The organism is Streptomyces corynorhini, assembly GCF_003346515.1.
In the GTDB taxonomy this organism is placed as follows: domain Bacteria; phylum Actinomycetota; class Actinomycetes; order Streptomycetales; family Streptomycetaceae; genus Streptomyces; species Streptomyces corynorhini.
In genome coordinates this window covers 15,822-33,750 of record NZ_QQNA01000021.1, presented here as the reverse complement: position 1 = coordinate 33,750, position 17,929 = coordinate 15,822, and the positions used below count along the sequence as shown (strand labels likewise).

The 17,929-nt window shown below is 74.0% G+C and carries 14 protein-coding genes; 12 read left to right on the top strand and 2 right to left on the bottom strand.

Features of this window, described 5'->3' with window-relative positions; all coding sequences use genetic code 11:
• Positions 1-49: 49 nt before the first annotated feature.
• Positions 50-238 carry a DUF6104 family protein gene (locus DVH02_RS03780; RefSeq protein ID WP_114622225.1) on the bottom strand — a complete coding sequence of 63 codons (189 nt, stop codon included), beginning with the start codon at positions 236-238 and terminating at the stop codon, positions 50-52.
• A 261-nt stretch (positions 239-499) separates the two neighbouring features.
• On the opposite strand from DVH02_RS03780, the gene DVH02_RS03775 reads away from it, so the two are divergent.
• The 5 genes from DVH02_RS03775 (at position 500) to fxsA (ending at position 8,080) form a co-directional block, all read left to right on the top strand.
• On the top strand, positions 500-970 hold the full coding sequence (locus tag DVH02_RS03775) for a CU044_2847 family protein (RefSeq protein ID WP_114622224.1): 471 nt from the start codon (positions 500-502) through the stop codon (positions 968-970).
• A complete protein-coding gene (locus DVH02_RS03770; protein WP_114622223.1) occupies positions 964-3,075 on the top strand; it encodes a VMAP-C domain-containing protein in 2,112 nt (703 codons plus the stop codon). The genes DVH02_RS03775 and DVH02_RS03770 overlap by 7 nt, the downstream gene beginning before the upstream one ends.
• Before the next feature lie 117 nt (positions 3,076-3,192).
• The gene (locus DVH02_RS03765) at positions 3,193-4,236 is read left to right on the top strand and encodes an AAA family ATPase (protein WP_114622222.1); all 1,044 of its coding nucleotides are present in this window, start codon (positions 3,193-3,195) and stop codon (positions 4,234-4,236) included.
• A 7-nt stretch (positions 4,237-4,243) separates the two neighbouring features.
• Positions 4,244-7,747 carry an SAV_2336 N-terminal domain-related protein gene (locus DVH02_RS03760; protein WP_199566156.1) on the top strand — a complete coding sequence of 1,168 codons (3,504 nt, stop codon included), beginning with the start codon at positions 4,244-4,246 and terminating at the stop codon, positions 7,745-7,747.
• A 36-nt stretch (positions 7,748-7,783) separates the two neighbouring features.
• On the top strand, positions 7,784-8,080 hold the full coding sequence (gene fxsA, locus DVH02_RS37085) for an FxSxx-COOH cyclophane-containing RiPP peptide (protein ID WP_114622221.1): 297 nt from the start codon (positions 7,784-7,786) through the stop codon (positions 8,078-8,080).
• Between the two features lie 142 nt (positions 8,081-8,222).
• Here the strand turns inward: fxsA and DVH02_RS03750 are convergent, their stop codons facing one another.
• Entirely contained in the window at positions 8,223-8,501 is a 279-nt protein-coding gene (locus tag DVH02_RS03750; protein ID WP_114622220.1) for a hypothetical protein, read from the bottom strand.
• Positions 8,502-8,941: 440 nt separating this feature from the next.
• Between DVH02_RS03750 and DVH02_RS03745 the strand changes: the two genes are divergently transcribed.
• From DVH02_RS03745 to DVH02_RS03720, 7 genes are all read left to right on the top strand, one after another.
• Entirely contained in the window at positions 8,942-11,803 is a 2,862-nt protein-coding gene (locus DVH02_RS03745; RefSeq protein ID WP_114622219.1) for an AfsR/SARP family transcriptional regulator, read from the top strand.
• Positions 11,781-12,890, top strand: coding sequence for a hypothetical protein (locus DVH02_RS35040; protein WP_158575838.1), 1,110 nt, complete (start codon positions 11,781-11,783; stop codon positions 12,888-12,890). Before DVH02_RS03745 ends, DVH02_RS35040 begins: the two co-directional genes overlap by 23 nt.
• Positions 12,887-13,840, top strand: coding sequence for an alpha/beta hydrolase (locus tag DVH02_RS35035; RefSeq protein WP_158575837.1), 954 nt, complete (start codon positions 12,887-12,889; stop codon positions 13,838-13,840). Before DVH02_RS35040 ends, DVH02_RS35035 begins: the two co-directional genes overlap by 4 nt.
• Positions 13,837-14,445, top strand: coding sequence for a histidine phosphatase family protein (locus tag DVH02_RS03735; protein WP_158575836.1), 609 nt, complete (start codon positions 13,837-13,839; stop codon positions 14,443-14,445). Before DVH02_RS35035 ends, DVH02_RS03735 begins: the two co-directional genes overlap by 4 nt.
• Positions 14,446-14,485: 40 nt before the next feature.
• Complete coding sequence (locus DVH02_RS36905; protein WP_114622217.1) at positions 14,486-15,139, top strand: acyltransferase; 654 nt, start codon at positions 14,486-14,488, stop codon at positions 15,137-15,139.
• A gap of 175 nt (positions 15,140-15,314) precedes the next feature.
• On the top strand, positions 15,315-16,499 hold the full coding sequence (locus DVH02_RS03725) for an FxsB family cyclophane-forming radical SAM/SPASM peptide maturase (RefSeq protein ID WP_233518023.1): 1,185 nt from the start codon (positions 15,315-15,317) through the stop codon (positions 16,497-16,499).
• Positions 16,496-17,881, top strand: a complete 1,386-nt coding sequence (locus tag DVH02_RS03720) for an aKG-HExxH-type peptide beta-hydroxylase (RefSeq protein WP_114622216.1) — start codon at positions 16,496-16,498, stop codon at positions 17,879-17,881. The genes DVH02_RS03725 and DVH02_RS03720 overlap by 4 nt, the downstream gene beginning before the upstream one ends.
• The last annotated feature ends 48 nt before the right edge of the window (positions 17,882-17,929 follow it).

The following is a 17,929-nucleotide window of genomic DNA, read 5'->3' as shown; positions in this document are numbered from 1 at the left end:
CGCCGCGGAGCCCGGGATCCCCTGATCCCCGACGGCTACTCGTCGACGCCTACTCGTCGTCCTCGTCGTCCTCGTCGTCCAGCCGCGCCAGCCAGGTGGCCAGGCGCTCCACCGGCACCTCGAAGTCGGGGTTCAGATCGACGAACGTACGCAGCTGCTCGGCCAGCCACTCAAAAGTGACCTCCTCCTGGCCGCGCCGCTTCTCCAGCTCCTCGATCCCGCGGTCCGTGAAATACATGCGGACCAGACTAGGCCCTGTCCGACACATGGCCCGACACATGGCCTGACACATGGCGCCGCCCGCCCCTCGGGCGCCGCGTGCCGGGCGGGATCTGTCAGACCGGGCCCAACACCTGGTGAGGCCCCTCGCGGTGGCCGGGAACCACCTTCGCCGGGCCCGCGAGAACCGTACGGTGGCGAATCGCCGTCCTCCGCCATGTACCTCGCGTGGGCGCCGTACTGCCGCTAATCTGCGGGTAATTGGGGGAATGGGGTTGTCATGGACGAGGACGGGGCCACGGTCACACGCATCGAGCTGCCGGACGGGACGCCCGTCTGGGCCAGGATCAGCGGCGCGGCGGAGCTGGAGCGGCCCTCCGGCGGGCTGGAGTACGCGGACACCGGATTCGCCGACCAGGTGCAGGCCCGGGTGGAGAGCCTCCAGTCCGTCGTGACGGGCGTCGCGCGCTCGCTGGTCGGGCCGTTGCGCGCGGTGCGGCCCGACGAGGTGAGCGTCGAGTTCGGTATCGAACTGACCGCGAAGGCGGGCCGGGTCGTCGGGCTGCTCGCGGACGGCGAGGCCAACGGGGCGATCAAGATCACGCTCACCTGGAGCGGCGGCGGTCCGCCCGCCGATCTGACCGGCCCGCCCGTCGTGCCGTCCCAGGCCGCTCCGGCACCCGGGGGCGCACCTCCCGGCGCACCGGCGCATCCCGACGGGCCCACGCCGCCGGCCGGGAGCGGATGGTGATCGACCCGTACGGCGGCCCCGGCGGGGGCGCGCCGGGTGTCCCGAACGACAGCGTGCGTGCGCTCGTCGACCTCGTCATGGCCGCGACCGTGCGCATCCATGCCGCTGAGCGCGGGTATGACCCTGAGGGGCCGGGCGGAAGCTTCCTGGGGAGCGGCTTCTTCATCGCCCCGAGCTGGGTTCTCACGTGTGCGCATGTGGCGATGCAGGGGGAGGGGCGGGACGTGGCGGTGATCTTCGAAGCCGGTCCCGAATCCGGCCTGACCTCGGTGGCGGGCACCGTCGTCGCCACGCTCCCCGAAGCGGCCCCGGAGCCGAGCGGCGGCCCGGCGCGCCCTCCGCGCGGCGGCTGGCCCGCGCCCGACCTCGCCCTGATCCGGCTCGGCCGGCCCGTCGACCACGCCTGCGTGTACGTCGCGGAGCGGCCCGCGCCGTTCTTCGGCGGCGGCCAGGTGCTCTACACCGGCTGGACGGAGGTGGGCGGCCGGATCAAGCGGCTGACCGGGCGGTGCACCGTCCAGGGCACGGTCGGCGGCTGGGCCGATCCGGACGAGCAGATGCGCCTCGGCGGCGATGTGCTGCCGCCGGGGGTCTCCGGCGGGCCGACCGTCGATCTGACCCGCGGCGAGGTGGTCGGCGTGCTCAAGTCGCAGCTCGTCGGCGGCATGGGCGGGACCTCGATCGGTATCGAGCGGCTGCGCTCGCTGCCGGTGCCGGGCGCGATGGCCGGTACCGAGGCCGACGACGACTACCAGGCGGTCTTCCACGCCCACGACCGGTACCACGCCGACCAGCACGACAGCCGGGTCGGCCGCGGCCCCACCTGGGTCGACGTACAGGACGGCCTCGGCGCCGGCGCCGGCCGGGTCCTCAGCCCGCAGCAGCGCGTCACCCTGCTCGGCAGGCTCGCCGAGCTGCCGCCGCCGGTCTCCACCCACAGCCTGCTCGACCTGCTGGTCCGGCTGCCGGGCGTGCACACCGTCGACCGCTACCCGGCACCGCGCGGCTGGCGCGACGGGCTCGGCGCGCTGTACGAGAACAGGGGCGGCGAGGCCGCGCTCCGGCTCATCCTGAGCTACTGCGTGAGCGTCATCTCCGCCGAGCGCCCCTACGTCACCCAGGCCACGGCGGAGGCCGAGGAGTCGCTGTGGAACTGGGTGGACGGCATCGCGGCCGACCGGCTCTCGCGCGACTTCCGCAATGAGATCTTCCTGCTCAGGGCGGCGGCCAGACACCGCACCGACCGCGAGCAGCGGCGCGCCGCCCCGGCCTACGGCGAGCGGCCCCGCGAGGGCGAGCGCCCCTTCGTCCTGCTGGAGCTGGAGCCGCGCGGCTGGGAGCGCGACAGCTACGACTGGCGGGTCGGCGTCGCCCGGCACACCGGAGAGGTGGTGCCCGTCGGCGAGGACAGCAGGGGCACCGCCGGTCACGAGCTGCCCACCCGGCTGGGCGCCCCGCTGACCGAGGCGTTCCGGCGCTGCGACGAGCCCGACAGCCCCGCCGTGCTCCAGGTCGCCGTCGTACAGGCCGAGCTGGGGTTCGAGGTCGACGGCTGGCGGCTGACGGCGGACGAGCCTCCGCTCGGCGCCGTACGGCCCGTCGTCGTGCGCCCCTCCGACCAGGAGCCGCCCCTCACGGACGACGAGGCGCGCGAGCGGCGGGTGCGCTGGGAGCGGGTCAGGAGCGCCGCGATCCGGGCCCGGATCGTCGACTGCGAGGGCGGACTGCGGGTACCCGTACCGGCGGAGGAGGAGCTGCGGACGCTGGCCCACGAGACCGTGCCCGTGCTCTGCCGCTACGCGGACCGGCCCGACGGGGAGACGGCCGCCGGGCTGACCCGGCTGGTGCGCGGCGGCTTCCACATCGCCCTGCTGCGGCGGGGCAGGGACGGCTCCCACGCCGTCTGCGCGGACTTCCACCGCCGGGCCGTCGCCACCGTCGCGGAGGCGGGCGGCGCCGATCAGCTGCCCCGTACGGTCCTCGACCTGCGCCGGGGCGTCTGGACGGGCCGCACGGAGACGTACTGGTCGGACGGGATCGCCCTGTTCTACGACGATCCGACCCACCCGCTGCCCGGCGCCGGGCAGTTGCTGGAGGCGCCATGAGCGGGGCGGGGCGCGTGCCGGACGCCGCCGGGCAAGCGGGACTTTCACAACACGCCCTGGGACGCGCGTGCCACGGCCGCCACCCTGCCGGACGAGTGACGACGACGAGGACCCGTTATGAGTGAACCGAGCGAGTGGCTCATCTACCGAGGAGCGGGCGAACCGCACGGCGGCATCACCCAGTTGCCCCCGCCGCCGCCGTGGCGCGACTTCGCGGGCCGGGACGCCGACCACGGCGCCGGGGAGAGCGACGGCGACGGCTCCGCCGACCGCAGGCTCGGCGGCTACCGGCACGAGGCGGAGCTGCACCGGCCCGGTGCCGAGGAGCTGGAGATGATCAACGCGGCGCTCTATCTGCGGCGCCCGCTGCTCGTCACCGGCAGCCCCGGCGCGGGCAAATCCACCCTGGCCCACTCGGTCGCGCACGAACTGGGGCTCGGCCGCGTGCTGCGCTGGCCCATCGTCAGCAGGTCGGCCCTCCAGGACGGGCTCTACCACTACGACGCCATCGCCCGCCTCCAGGACGTCCAGCTCGCCGCGCACGGCGCGGCGGCCGGGGTGGACACAACGGCGGGCCGCGATCCTTCGGCGGACATCGGCAGCTACATCAGGCTCGGCCCGCTGGGCACCGCGCTGCTCCCCTCCGACCAGCCGCGCGTCCTGCTCATCGACGAGCTGGACAAGAGCGACATCGATCTGCCCAACGACCTCCTCAACGTGCTGGAGGAGGGCGAGTTCGGCATCCCCGAGCTGGAGCGGATCGCGGACCGGCTGCCGGACGGCGAGGCCGAGGTCCTCACCGACGACGGCAGGAAGGTCAAGGTCAAGGGCGGCCGGGTGCAGTGCCGCGCCTTCCCCTTCACCGTCCTCACCAGCAACGGCGAGCGCGACTTCCCCGCGCCGCTGATGCGCCGCTGTATCCATCTGCGGCTCGGCCGCCCCGACCACCAGCGGCTCGCGACCTTCGTACGGGCGCACCTCGGCGACGAGGCCGCGCGCGTGGGCAACGACCTGATCGCCCACTTCCTGGAGCGCTCGCGCAGCGAACTGATCTCCACCGACCAGCTGCTGAACGCGATCTATCTCACCGACGCCGCCGCCCCAGCGGGCCGGGACCGTCTCGCCGACCTCATCATCCAGCGACTCGACCGGCCGAGGTGATGCGCTGATGCCCGACGTCACGGTACGGCCCGGCCCGGACAGCGAGCCGGATCCGGGACGCGGGCATGCCCGGCCCGAAGGGCGGGAGCACCCGTCGCGCGCGGATGCCGCTGAGCACCCGCCGCGCGCGGATACCGCTGAGCACCCGCCGCGCGCGGATACCGCCGAGCACCCGCCGCGCGCGGACACCGCCGAGCACCCGCCGCCGTACGACGGGACGCTGCTGACCGCGCTGGTCGAGCGGTTGCGCCACGCCGGGCTCGACCCGGACGCGGAACAGCTCTGCGACGCGCTGTGGCTGGCCCACTGGACGGGCCGCGGCCGGGAGCCCGACCGGCGCGACGCGCGCGGCGGCGACGGCCCGCCCCCGGTCGGCGAGCCGCACGCGCCGGGCACCGGCCCGGAGTCCGGCACCGGCTCCGAGGGCGGTCCCGGCACCGGGACGGGCGCCGCGCCGCCGGACGGGCCCGCCGCGCCGCCGGACGCCGACGACGCCGAACGCCCGGTCACGCTCTACCCCATGCCACGTCCCGGCCGGCACCGGGAGCGGTCGGCGGGCGCGCTGGCCGGGCGCCCGCTGGGCGTACCGGTGGCGCCCGCGCTGCCCGCGCCGCTCGAACTCCAGCGCGCGCTCCGGCCACTCCAGCGATACCGGCCCGCCGTGCCGCCCGCGCGCCGTACCCTTGACGAGGTGGCGACCGTAGAGCTGAGCGCCCGAGCCGGCGGGCTGATCATCCCGGTGTTCCGCGGGGTCTCGCGGGCGGACGCGCTGCTCCAACTGGTGCTCGACGCGTCCTCCTCGATGCGCGTGTGGGAGCGACTGTTCACCGAACTCCAGGAGATCTTCAGCCGATTGGGCGCCTTCAGGGATGTCCAGGTGCGCTATCTCCACCAAGGCCCCGAAGGGGCGCCCGCCGTCAGCCGCAGCCCCGACCCGGCCGCCGCGCCGCTCAGCTCAGCCGACCGGCTGAGCGATCCGACCGGCCGCCGCGTCACCGTCGTCGTCAGCGACTGCGCCGGTCCGCTCTGGCACAGCGGACGCGCCCACCGGCTGCTGCACCAGCTGGGCCGACAGGCCCCCATCGCCGTACTGCAGCCGCTGCCGCAGCGCATGTGGAACCGCACCCGGCTGCCCGTCACCTACGGGCTGCTCTCCCGGGGCGAGGGCCCCGGCGGCGCCGCCGTCCTGAAGGTCGACGCGGCCACCGCGCCCGCCGTACGGCCCGGTTCGCTCGCCATCCCCGTACTGCCGCCGGTCGCGGGCGCGCTCGGCGCCTGGGCACGGCTGCTGTCGGGCACCGGCGCGGGACGGATCTCCGGCGCGGTCGGCTGGGTGCGCGCGGACCAGCCACCGGCGCCGGTGCCGCGCCCCGGCAGCCCGCTGTCCTCCCTCCAACTCGTCAGCCGGTTCCGCTCGGCGGCCTCACCGGTCGCGGGCCAGCTCGCCGTCTATCTCGCGGCGGCCCCGCTCTACCTGCCGGTGATGCAGCTCGTACAGCGCACGATGCTGCCCGACTCGGGCCCCTCCGAACTCGCCGAAGTGCTGCTCAGCGGGCTGCTCTCGCGCGCCAAGGGCAACAGCCCGGACGACGAGCCGTGGTACGAGTTCGCCCCCGGCGTCCAGGAGGCGCTGCTCGGACCGCTGGGCCGCGACGAGGCGGTGCTCGTACTCAAACACTGCTCCGAATACATAGAACAGAGATTCGGCAGGGGCGGTCCGAACTTCCCCGCTCTCGTCCTCGCCCAGCTGGAGGACGCCAGACGCGTCCCGATCCACCCCGGCACGGGGGAGGAGACGGACGGCCTCGACGAGCTGTACGGGAGCGCCTTCGACGGCGACCGGGACGGCGACCGCGAACAGCGCGTCCCGCACCCCTTCGCCGAGGTCGCCCGCCGGGTCCTGGACCAGTTCGTCCCGTCCGCGCCGCCCGGCGAGAGCGAACCCGTCGTCAACGTGGCGGTGGAGAGCGCCCGCGACCTGCTGCGCCAGTTCGACTCCGACGGCATGGTGCAGTATCTGATCGACGCCGTACAACTGCTGCGCTCCGCCACCGAACACGAGGAGCCCGGCGGCTTCGACCCGGCGCTGTGGGCCGAGTTCGCGCGCTGTCTGCTGCGGCTCTGGGAGGTCCAGGGCAGCGGCGAACTGCTCAGCGAGGCCGAGCGCGCGGCCGAGCGCGCCGTCTCCCACCCCCGCGCCGTACGCGAACGCGCCGTCCTGGCCAAGGTGCTGCACGCGGCGGCCGACGACCGGCGCAGACGCGGTGACCGGCGCGGCGCCCTGGAGCTGCTGCGCCGGGCCGACCGCGAGTACACGGTGGCGGGCGCGGCGCTCGGCCTCGACCCCGCCGAGGTGCTGCGGCTCACCCTGGACCGGGTACGGGCGCTGGAGACGCAGTGGCTGCTCGGCGGCGACACCGCGCTGCTGCAGAGCGCGATCGGGATGCTGGAGGCGTTCGCCGACGTCTGGCCCGACCAGGAGAACCGGCCCTCGGGTCTGCCGCTGGCCCACGGCAGGACCCTGCTGCGGCTCTCGGGCGCGACGAGCGACACCGAACAGGCCCAGCTCTACGCGGAACAGGCCGCCCGCTCGCTGCGCAAGGCGCTCGCCCCCGGCGACCAGACCATCGGCAGCCAGGCCCGGGTCCAGCTCGACCTGGTGGACGCGCTGCTGCGCTCGGGCGAGGGCCTGGAGGAGGCCGGCCGGCTGATCGAACAGTCGCTGGCGACCGTACGGGACGACCGGCTCATCGCCTCGCTCAGGACCAGGGCGGCCCGGCTGCGGGTCGCGCGCTACGGGCGCGCGGACGGGGCGGGCGAGACGGCGGACGCGGGGGACCTGGAAGAGGCCGCCGAGTACTTCGCCCTCGCCGCGCGCGGCACCGCGCGCGACTCCCGGGCCCACGCCGATCTGCTCGCCGAGTGGGGCAGCGCCCTGCTGACCCGCGCCGCGCTCCCCGACGGCGGCCCCTTCACCGGCGCGGCCGTACGGGTGCTGCGCGACTGCCGTACGGAGACGGTCAGCGGCACGGCCCGCCAGGCGGAACGGCTGCTGATGCTGGGTCAGGCGCTCATGCTCCGGCACCGGATCAACGACGACCGGGTGGACCTGCGGGAGGCGGAGCATCTGTTCGGGCTGGCCGCCCAGGAGGCGCGCGACCCGCTGACCGCCGCCCGCTGCTGGCTGGAGCTGGGACGCTCGCACGTCGAGGCGCACCGCACCCTGCGCAGGCCCGCCCGGCTGGACGACGCGGCCGAGGCGTTCAGGGACGCGGCGGACGCGGCCAGGACGGCGGAAGCGGAACTGGACAATCCGCGACAACTTCTGGAAGCCGTCCACTTGCGTGCGGAGGCCCACCGCCAACGGGGTATGACCTATGAGGAGGCGGGCCGCCCCCGGGCCGCGCGCGAGGCGTACCGGGCGGCGCACGCGGAGTGGCGCAGGCTGCCGGACGGCGGCGGCGAGGCGGCGCGGCTGACCACGGCGCGGCTGGCCGAGCTGGAGCGCTGACCGGGACAGGGACGAACAACGGACGGGGGAATCGTCATGGACGACAGCACACGGAACGGCGGGACGACGCGTCACGGATGGCAGGACACGGCCCGAGGACCGCACGGAGCGGACCACGCGGACCACGACCAGGACCACAGGGACCGCCAGGACCGCCCGGGGACGGCGCCCCTGGGCCCGCCCCCTGCCCCGCCGCTGCCCGACCTGCTCGCCCTCGACCTGGCGGCGCTGCGCACGCTCGACCATCCCGTACTGACCGAGATCCTCACCGATCTGCGGGCCCGCAGCGAGCAGCCCAAGGAGACGCTCTGGGGGTTCACCAACGCGTTCTGAGCCACACCGAGGGACGGGCCCGGCCGCCCATCCACCCTCTCCTGCGGTCCTGCGGTCCTGCGGTCCTGCGGTCCTGCGGTCCTGCGGTCCTGCGGTCCTGCGGTCCTGCGGCCCTGCGGCCCTGCGGTCCTGCGGCCCTGCGTCAGGCGCCGAGGTGGTCCATCACCTCGAAGACCAGCGGCAGCGACGTCGCGAAGGTCGCGGCCGCCCAGCTGAGAGCGAGCGGGCGGCTCGTCCCGGCGGCGCGGGCGACGAACACGGCCGCCGCCGCGGCGAGCAGCGACACGAGTACGGCGATCAGCACCAAGAGTGCCGCCGGAGTGGCGCCGTCGTGTGCCGAGGACGCGGCGAAGGCCGCTCCGTGAGCGACGTGGGTCAGGGTGTCCGCCGCCGTCGTGGCGCCGGGGAAGAGACGTGCCATGGAGTGCTCCTTGAGGTTCCGGCCGCGTGACCCGCTGGGACCCGGTGCCGACGGTGCCGTGGTGCTCGTTGTCCTCGACGCTCTCAACCACCGCTGCACATGGGCCCGCTGCCTGCTGCCGCCGGGCTGACCGACCACTGCGCAGGCGCTGTCGCGTCTGCGGCGCGGCCGAGGGGCGGCGGGCGGCGCGGGCGCCGGGACCGGCCGGAAACGCGGTACCCCACGTATCCGCGCGTTGACATTCAGTCGCGGCCGGATCAGCATGCTGGTGCGCGGGCGCCGGTCCCGACGCTCACCCGCCCGAGGAACGCTCCGGGCGGCGCACCGGGGACGAGCAGCGCGACGACAGCCAAACGACAGCGGGCATCCGTATCACTGGACGCGCGCCGCCCGGAAGCCGGACCGGAGCACCGATCGCGCCGTGAGAAAGGAGGCTGGGGATGGAGTTCCGCGTACTGGGTCCCGTGGAGGTCCAGTTGACCTCCGGCCCCACAGTTCCCTTCAGCGGCAAGATGGCGGCGCTCCTCGGCATGCTCGCCCTCGCGATGCCCCGCGTGGTGAGCAAGTCCGTGCTGCACGAGGTCATCTGGCACGGCGCGGGCGATGTCAACCTGGTGGAGGGGAAGGTCCGCGCGGTGCGCCGCAAGCTCCTCCTGCCCAGCGGCAGCGTGCTGATCACGCAGAACTCCTCCTACCGGCTGGAGACCGAGACCGACGTCGAGCGCTTCATCGACCTGGGCAAGCTGGGCGACACGCGGCTGCGCACCGGGGCGCTGGAGGAAGCCGTCGATGCCTACACCCGCGCGCTGACGGTATGGCGGGGCGAGCCGGTGGCGGAGTTGTCGCATCATCAGCTGGTCAGCGAGGTGACGGCGCTCAAGCACCAGCGCCGCGTCGTACAGCTGGGCAGGACGCGAGCGCTGCTGGAGCTGGGGCAGTTGAGCGAGGGGCTCAAGGAAGCGGAGACGCTGCTGGCCGACGACCCGTACTGGGAGGAGGCCCATCGGCTGAAGGTCCGCGCCCTGTACGAACTGCAGGGCGCGCACGCCGCGTCGACGGCACTGCGCGGGGCGCGCGAGCTGCTGGCGCGGGAGGGTCTGATCACCTCCCGCCAGTGGAACGAGCTGACCGACCAGGTCCTCCGTCGCACGCTCGCCCCGCTGGAGCGCCCCGCAATCCCCCGGCAGCCCGCCGGACCCCGCTCCGCCCCGGCGGCAGGGCCTGCCCCGGCTCCCGCCGCCACGGCGGTGGCGTCGGAGCGCACGGAGAAGTGCCTGGAGAATCTGCCGCCCGCCACCTACGCGAAGTTCGTCATGCGCCCCGCCACCTGGAGGCGGCTGGAGGAGGCGGTCGGGCAGAGCCTTCCCGTCATCTCCGTCATCGGCCTCGGCGGAAGCGGGAAGTCCACTCTCGCCCGGGAGTTCGCCCTGCGGATGTCCGCGGAGGGAGTGCGTTTCCGGGCCGTCGTCTGGGTGTCGGACCGCGAGCGCCCCGGCACCACGACGCTCGGCGCCGTGCTGGACGCGATCGCCCTCACCACCGGCTATCAGGGCCTGCTCGCCCTGGGCGGGAACGTCAAGGAACACGAGGTCCGCCGCATCCTGCGGCGCACACCCACGCTGCTGATCGTCGACAACCACGAGTCGGTCGACGATCCCCGGCTGAACCGGTGGCTCTGCGAGATCCCCGAACCGAGCAAGGCGCTGGTGACCAGCATCGCGCGCGCCAGGGACCTCGCCGAGGGCGCCTTCGAGGTCGAGGTGCACGGCCTCGACGAGGACGAGGCCACCTCGTTCTACACGCAGTGCCTCGACCGTCTTGGCCTGCTCGACCTGCTCGACCGCTCCGTCGAACTCAAGGAGCTGTGGCGGGCCGCGGACGGCAACCCCCGGCTGATGGAGTGGGCGCTGGGCCAGGTGAAGCGCCGTGGACGCTCACTGCGCGACATCACCGCGGAGATCGCGGACATCGAGGACCACATCACCTTCGAGGACCGAACGGGCGACATCGTCGTGCGCGAACTGCTGCGCGGCAGCTGGACGAGCCTGTCCGACCCGGCCAGGCAGGTCCTCAGCGGCCTCGGCTGCTTCCCGTACGGCGTGGAATCCACGGTCCTGCGCGAGGTGGCGGGCGGTCCCGAGGGCTTCCGCGACGCCCTGGAGGAGCTGAGCGACCTGTGCTTCATCTCCCGCCAGAACTCGTCCGGCGCGGAAGGGACTTCGTACATCGCCCACCCGCTGGCGGTCAACCGCAGAGCGGCCAGGACAGGGCCGCACATGGCCGGCGTCCACGACCGGTGGATCCGGCACTTCCTGCGCCTGGCCCGCTCGGTGGGATTCTGCCCGCAGGACATCACCCGGCTCCGCGCGCTCGACGGGCCGAGAGTGCGCCGGAACATCGAATACGCGATGACCTGGTGCATGGAGAACGGCCGCCCGGCCGACGCACTGGAAATGGCGCGGGAGACCCGCTATTACTACTACGTACGCGGAATGTGGGGCGCGGATCCCGACGTACATCTGCTGCGCGCCCGTGCGGCGGCGGAAATCGGGGACCGGGCCGAGGAGTTCGACGCGCTCGTCTATTACCTCAATGTCACCGCGAAACAGGAGAACACCACTCAGGTGGACCGGCACCTGCCCCGGGTCGAGCGGATCCTGCGCGACCCGGACGTGTCCGTCTCCGCCCGCAGCATGGCCGAATACCGGCACGTCGTGGCGCTGCATCTCCTGGCCGAGGGAAGATACGCGGAGGCGACAGCCCAATGGCACGTCAATCTGGCGGATCCCGAAAGCCTCGGTCCCGCGAACTACAACGCCAATTTACGCTGGCTCGCGGTGTGCCTGAGCCGCACCGGGCCCGAGCGCCGGGCCGAGGCGTGGCAGTTGTTCGCCGAGGCCCGCGAACACGCCGTCGCGCACGGATACGAACGTGCCGCGATCCTGATCAGCCTTCAGGTGATGGAGCTGCGGTACGCGAGCGACCCGGGCCGCGAAAGCGCCCGCTCCCTCATCCGCGACCTGGAGGAGCTGCGGGAGCGGGTGGAGCGCACCGCCGATCAGCGCTACATGGCGGATCGCTGCTGGCTCCTCGCCCGCTGCCTGCACCGGTACGGGGAGACCGAGGCCGCCCTGACGCAGGCGGGGACCGCCATGGACCTCTACAGCCGGCTGGGCCTGGTCGAGTGGGCGGCACGCGCCCGCGACCTCACGGCCCCGGCAGCACACGCGCGGCCAAAGACCGAGGGACCGTCCACGCGCCCGCCGTTGGGGAGGGAAAGTGAGAGCACTCACCGCACCTGATGCGACCCAGTCCGAGATCCTGGCTCAACTGGCCGTCACGGAGGCATTGCTGTCCCGCGTCGCGACCAAGGTGTCCGGACGCCAGCGGGACGCCGAGATCGTCCCGATGCCCGATCTGGGGCTTCCGCACAATGTACGGAGAATCCACGGGGGATTCTTCACGGGCGCCTATTACGGCTGGGAGTCCGACGTACCCATGGTGCCGGTCGACGCCACGGTGAACCTGTGCGGCGTATCCGTATTCCGTACGTCCGCGGATTTCCCTGACGCCGCGGAATTCTCGCGGCGCGTCGCCGCCGCGAAGGCGAAGCTGGCCGCGGAGTCCCGTTACGTATGGAACTTCGCCCGCGGGAACCACTTCATCATTCTCGCCGAGGTACGAGGCGACGGCGGCCTGTTGCCGCCCGGCCGCTACCTGGTGCTGCACGCCTCCGCGGCCGAGTTCAAGGACCAGTACAACGGCCTCTACCCGACACCGGGCAACTGGTACGCCGACGCGGTCCGGCACGAGGAGGGCGCGGACGGCCGCTATCTGCGCTACCTGCACGGCGCCCCGGCCGAACGCTTCCACCGGCTGGTGCGCATGCTGGAGGACTACCAGTGCGAACGCCAGTGGTTCTGCGCCTCACTCGTCGCAGGCCGGGAGAGTTCGCTGGAAGAGGTCCTCTCCGTCCCGCACTACGGAATGCCCGACTCCCAGTCGGTGGCCATCGGCTGCCAGTGGCTCGACCCGGCGCGGCCGACGGCTCCCCTGCTGACCCGGCCGGGCGCCCCGCTCTATCTCGTCCGGGCCCGGCCCGGCGGAGCCAACGAGGTGACCACCGGGCGGGGCAGGCGCCTGCTCACCCCGCACGGCCTGGGAGTGAGATCCGACGCCGCCCTCGACCTGGGCTTCCACCCCGGAGCGCTGGGCATCGCCGGACGGCGCTACCGGCTGGAGGAGTCCCTGGCCGGGGCGGGCTTCACCGCCATCCGCGCTTTCGACCGCGACACCGATCTGACGCGCGTTCTCGCCGACTGCCCCGGCACCGTCGTCGCCGAACTCCACCAGAAGTACTCGTACTACCGCTCAGGAGACCATCAGTGAGCACCCTCGACCCGCAGGCACAGGCCCTGATCGACGCGGCGATCGCGAGCGGGCTCCCTCCCGTCCACTCGCTGCCCGCGGCACAGGCCCGGCGGCGCATGCGCTCCGCGTTCATCTGGGGTGACCCGGAACCGATCGAGCACCGCAAGGACCTGATCGCCCCCGGCCCGGCCGGAGACCTGCCCGTCCGTCTCTATCACCCCGCGCCCGGACGACGGCTGCCCTTGATCGTGTTCTTCCACGGCGGCGGCTGGATCGTCAACGACCTCGACACCCATGACCGGCTCTGCGCGCGGCTCGCCGTGGAGTCCTCCTGCGCCGTGCTCTCCGTCGACTTCCGGTGCGCACCCGAACACCCCTATCCGGCACCCGTGGAGGACGGCTACGCGGCGCTGGTGTGGGCCGCCTCGCACGGAGACGTCCTCGGCGTGGACACGTCCCGGGTCGCGGTGGCCGGTGACAGCTCGGGAGGCACGGTCGCCACAGCCGTGTGCATGACGGCCCGCGACCGCGGCGGGCCGGTCATCGGCCAGCAGACACTGATCTACCCGGTCACCGACCACCTCGATCCGCCGACCGCCTCGTACCGGGAGCGGGGGACCGGATACTCGCTCAACCGCGGCTTCATGGAGTGGGCGTGGCAGGCGTATCTGCCCGCCGAGTGGTCCGCGACGGACCCCCGTCTCTTCCCGCTGCGCGCCGCCGACTTGCGAGGACTGCCGAGAACGCTGATGCTGACCGCCGAATTCGATCCGCTGCGCGACGAGGGAATCGCCTACGCCGACCGGCTGAGCGAGGCCGGAGTACCCACCGAGCACTGGCACTTCGACGACCAGATGCACGGCTTCGCCCTGCAGACCCACGCCATCGACCGGGCCCGCCGCGCCGTGGCCGACACCGCGCGCCACATCGCGGCCGTACTGCGCGAGTCGCCCGAGGAGACGCTGTGACCCCGCCCCGCACGGCCGCCCTGACGCTCTACCGGCACGCGCCGACCGACTCCAACGGCGCGGGCGTCTACATGGGGAGCCGCGACCTGCCCCCGATGGAATCCGGCCTCGGCGCGGCAGCGGCGGCGGCCCCCCGGGACGGCGCCGAACACTTCACCCGCTTCTACTGTTCGCCCCTGCGGCGGGCCGCCCGCACCGCGGAGGTGATGTTCCCGGGAGCGGCGATCGAACCCGACCCCCGGCTGGCGGAGCGCTCGCTCGGACAATGGGAGGGGATGGCCCACGCCGACGTCCGCGAACGGCATCCTGAGGCATTCCTCCCCTCGGGCCACCTCGACCCCCGATTCACCCCGCCGGGCGGCGAGGACCTGACCGCGTTCCTCGCCAGGACCACGGACTTCCTGGCCCAGATGGACCGCCTGGACAGGGACGAGCGCGTCGTCGCCGTCAGCCACAACGGCTGGATCAGAAGCGCGCTGCATCTGGCGGGCAGCTTCCCCGTGGAGGAGATCTTCGCCGCGAGCGTGCCGTTCGCCGTGCCCGTCCTGATCCCGCTGGGACACTTCGCCGCCCGCGCCGACCACCCGCTCGGATCGCGGCCATGACACCCCTGGCGCCCCACGCCCCAGCCGGTCGGGGCGCCGGGTGAGACGGGAGCTGGCCTCCTACGAAGCGGGAGCGACGGGCCACCAGCGGCTCTTCGAGATCCATGAGCTGTGGCGGCTGTGCGAGTTCGCACTGCTCAGACGCGGGCTGAAGCGCGTCGACACCGGATCGCACACCTGGCACCTCCTGCAGCACCGGCTGTCCCGCATGTCCTCGGTGGGCGTGGAGCTGCGGATGCGGTCCTGGTTCTACACGCGGAGCCTGCCCTCCTGCGGTCCCGGGCTCTGCGTGTTCCCCGACACCACCGTGCACTATCCGGCCAACCTCTGCGTCGGAACGGAGGTGTTCATCAACCGCGGCGTCACCATCACCGCACCGGCCCCGGTCAGCATCGGGGACAAGGTGCTGATCGGCCCCTACACCGTGATCAACAGCGGCAACCACAGGTTCGCCAGCACCGACCGGCCGATCCGGGAACAGGGGCACGACCTGGCGCCCATCCACATCCAGGACGACGTGTGGATCGGCGCCCAGGCCACGGTCCTGGCCGGGATCACCGTCGGCCACGGCGCGGTGGTCGCCGCGGGCGCGGTGGTGACCCGCGACGTCGTACCGCACGCGGTCGTCGCGGGCGTTCCCGCGCGGGTGGTGAGCCACCGCGGCCGGGCGGCCCCCGGCCCGGAACCGCCCTGAGCGGGTCGGGTACGGCGGGCACCCGGTACCGCCCGTCGCCGGTCCTTTTCGCGGTGAGGGGGCGGTCGCGCAGGACAATCCGCGGCCATCCGTGTTTGCCCCCTGGGCATAACAGGAACACACGCGGGGGACGCACGCCCAGGGTGCGGCCGGCCCGGAGGGGGGAGGACGCGTGGTGTCACGACCGGTGCCGACGACGCCGAACGGGCCCGCCCCTGACACCCCCGTGCCCTTCGGGCAGTTCATCGTGAAGGTCCACGGCCGCTGCAACCTCGCCTGCCGCTACTGCTACCTGTACGCGGGCCCCGACCGCACCTGGCGCGAGCGGCCCGCCGCCGCCTCGCCCCAGGTGCTGGAGCGCACCGCGGTCCGTATCGCCGAGCACGCCGCCCGCCACGGACTGCGCGACCTCGCCCTCGTCCTGCACGGCGGCGAGCCGCTGCTCGCGGGCGCCGGACGGCTGGCGGCCTTCGCGCGCGACGTACGGGAGCGGGCCGGAGCGGACCGTACGGTGAGCGTCACCGTCCAGACCAACGGCACCCTGCTCACCGAGCGCCGCACCGCCACCCTCGCCCGGCACGCCGTCCGCGTCGGCATCAGCCTCGACGGCGGCCGGGCCGCCCACAACACCCAGCGCACCGACCACGCCGGCCGCCCCTCCTGGCCCGCCGCCGCGCGCGGCGCCCGGCTGCTCGCCACGCGCCACCCCGACGCCTACGCGGGCATCCTCACCGTCGTCGACCCGCGCACCGACCCCGTCGAGATGTACGAGTCGCTGCTCGAACTGCGCCCGCCCGCCCTCGACCTGCTGCTCCCGCACGCCAACTGGACCAGCCCGCCGCCCGGCCTGCCCGCACACCGGCTCGCCGATCCGGGCCGCCCCACCCCGTACGGCGACTGGCTCACCGCCGTCTTCGACCGCTGGTGGCGGGCCGGACGGCGGGAGACCAGGATCCGGCTCTTCGAGGAGTGCCTCGCGCTGCTGCTCGGACTGCCGGGCGCCACCGAATCGCTCGGGCTCGACCCCCTCAACGCCGTCGTGGTCGAGACGGACGGCGCGATCGAGCAGGTCGACTCCCTCAAGTCCGCCTACGACACGGCCGCCGCCACCGGACTCGACATCTTCCGCCACAGCTTCGACGACGCCCTGCGCCACCCCGGGATCGCCGCCCGCCAGGCGGGCCCGGCCGCCCTCGCCGACGGCTGCCTGGCCTGCCCGCTGCTCACGGTCTGCGGCGGCGGCCACTACGCCCACCGCTACCGCTCAGGCCAAGGGTTCCGGCACCCCTCCGTCTACTGCGCCGACCTCGACCGGCTGATCCGCCACGCCGCCGCCGCCCTGGCGGGAGCCGCGGCGTGAGCCCGGCCGTCCCCGAGCGGGCGCTGCGCGAACTCGGCCGCACGGAAGGCGGCACGGACGCCCTCGCGCTGCTCGTACGCGACCAGCACACCCGGCGGCTGATCCTGCTGCGCGCCCTGCTCGACGCGGCGACCGCCGCCCCGGCGGCCCCGCGCCCGGCCGAACCGGCCGCCGGGCCGCGCGAGCACTGGGCGCTGCTGGAGGAGGCCGACCGCGCCGACCGCGCCGCCGTACGCGCCGTCCTGCTCCACCCGTTCGCCGGACCGTGGGCGCAGCGCTGTCTGCGCGGGCTCACCGCCCGCGCCCCCACCCCGGAACTCGCCGCGGACCTCGGGTACTTCGGCGCGCTGGCCGCCGCCGCCGCGATCCGGGCCGGGCTGCCGTTCACCGTCCGGCTCGCGGCGCCCGCAGGACCGCTCGTCCTGCCCACCCTGGGCGCGCTGCGCACCACGCCGGGCCCCTCGGCCCCCGTCGACATCACCCTGGCCGAGACGCGGCTGACGGTACGGCAGGACGGCGCGGCGCCGCTCACCCTGGAAGCGGCCCGCGACGTCCCGCGCTCCGCGGACCCGCGCTGGCAGCCCGTGCTCGCGCTGGAGCCGCTGCGGGAGGGCGCCCCGCCCGTCCACCTCGACGACCTCGACCCGTACCGCGTCGCGCCCCCCGGCACCCGGCGGCCCGGCCTGTCCGCCGCCACCGGCCCCGACCCGGCCGAGCGCGCGGGCTGGGCGCGGCTGTGGCCGCGCACCGGCCCCGCGCTGGCGGCCGGCGGCGCCCACCGGGCCGCCGAGGCGGCGGCCCTGCTGCGCTGCCTCGTACCGCTGCGCCCGCCCCCCGGCTCCGCGCCCTCCGGCGAAGGACCCGCGCAGTGCAGCGCCACCCGCCGCGAGGCGTTCGGCGCGGTCCTCAGCAGCAGACCCGCCACCCCCGACCACCTCGCCGCGACCCTCGTGCACGAACTCCAGCACACCAAACTCGCCGCCCTCACCGCCCTCGTCCCGCTGCACCACGAGGACGCCACCCCACGCCACTTCGCGCCCTGGCGCTCCGACCTGCGGCCCTTCGACGGACTCCTCCAGGGCGCCTACTCCCATCTCGCGCTCGCCGACTACTGGCAGCGCCTCGCCCTCGGCGCCGAGCGGCCCTCCCGGAGCGACCAGTGCTGGGCCGAGCACGCCCGCTGCCACGAACAGGTCGGCGCGGTCCTGCCCGTACTCGCCGGCTCCGGCGCGCTGACGCGCGAGGGACGCGCGGTCGTCAACGAGATGATCGCCGTCTACCACCGGCTCTCCGCGCACCCGCCACCCGCCGGACACCGCGTCAGGGCGGCGGCATACGTGCGTACGGCACGCATGATCTGGCGCCAAAGGAACGGAACGTGAAGCGGCACGGCGAAAGGATCGATCCATGGGGCGCAGGGGTATGTTAAA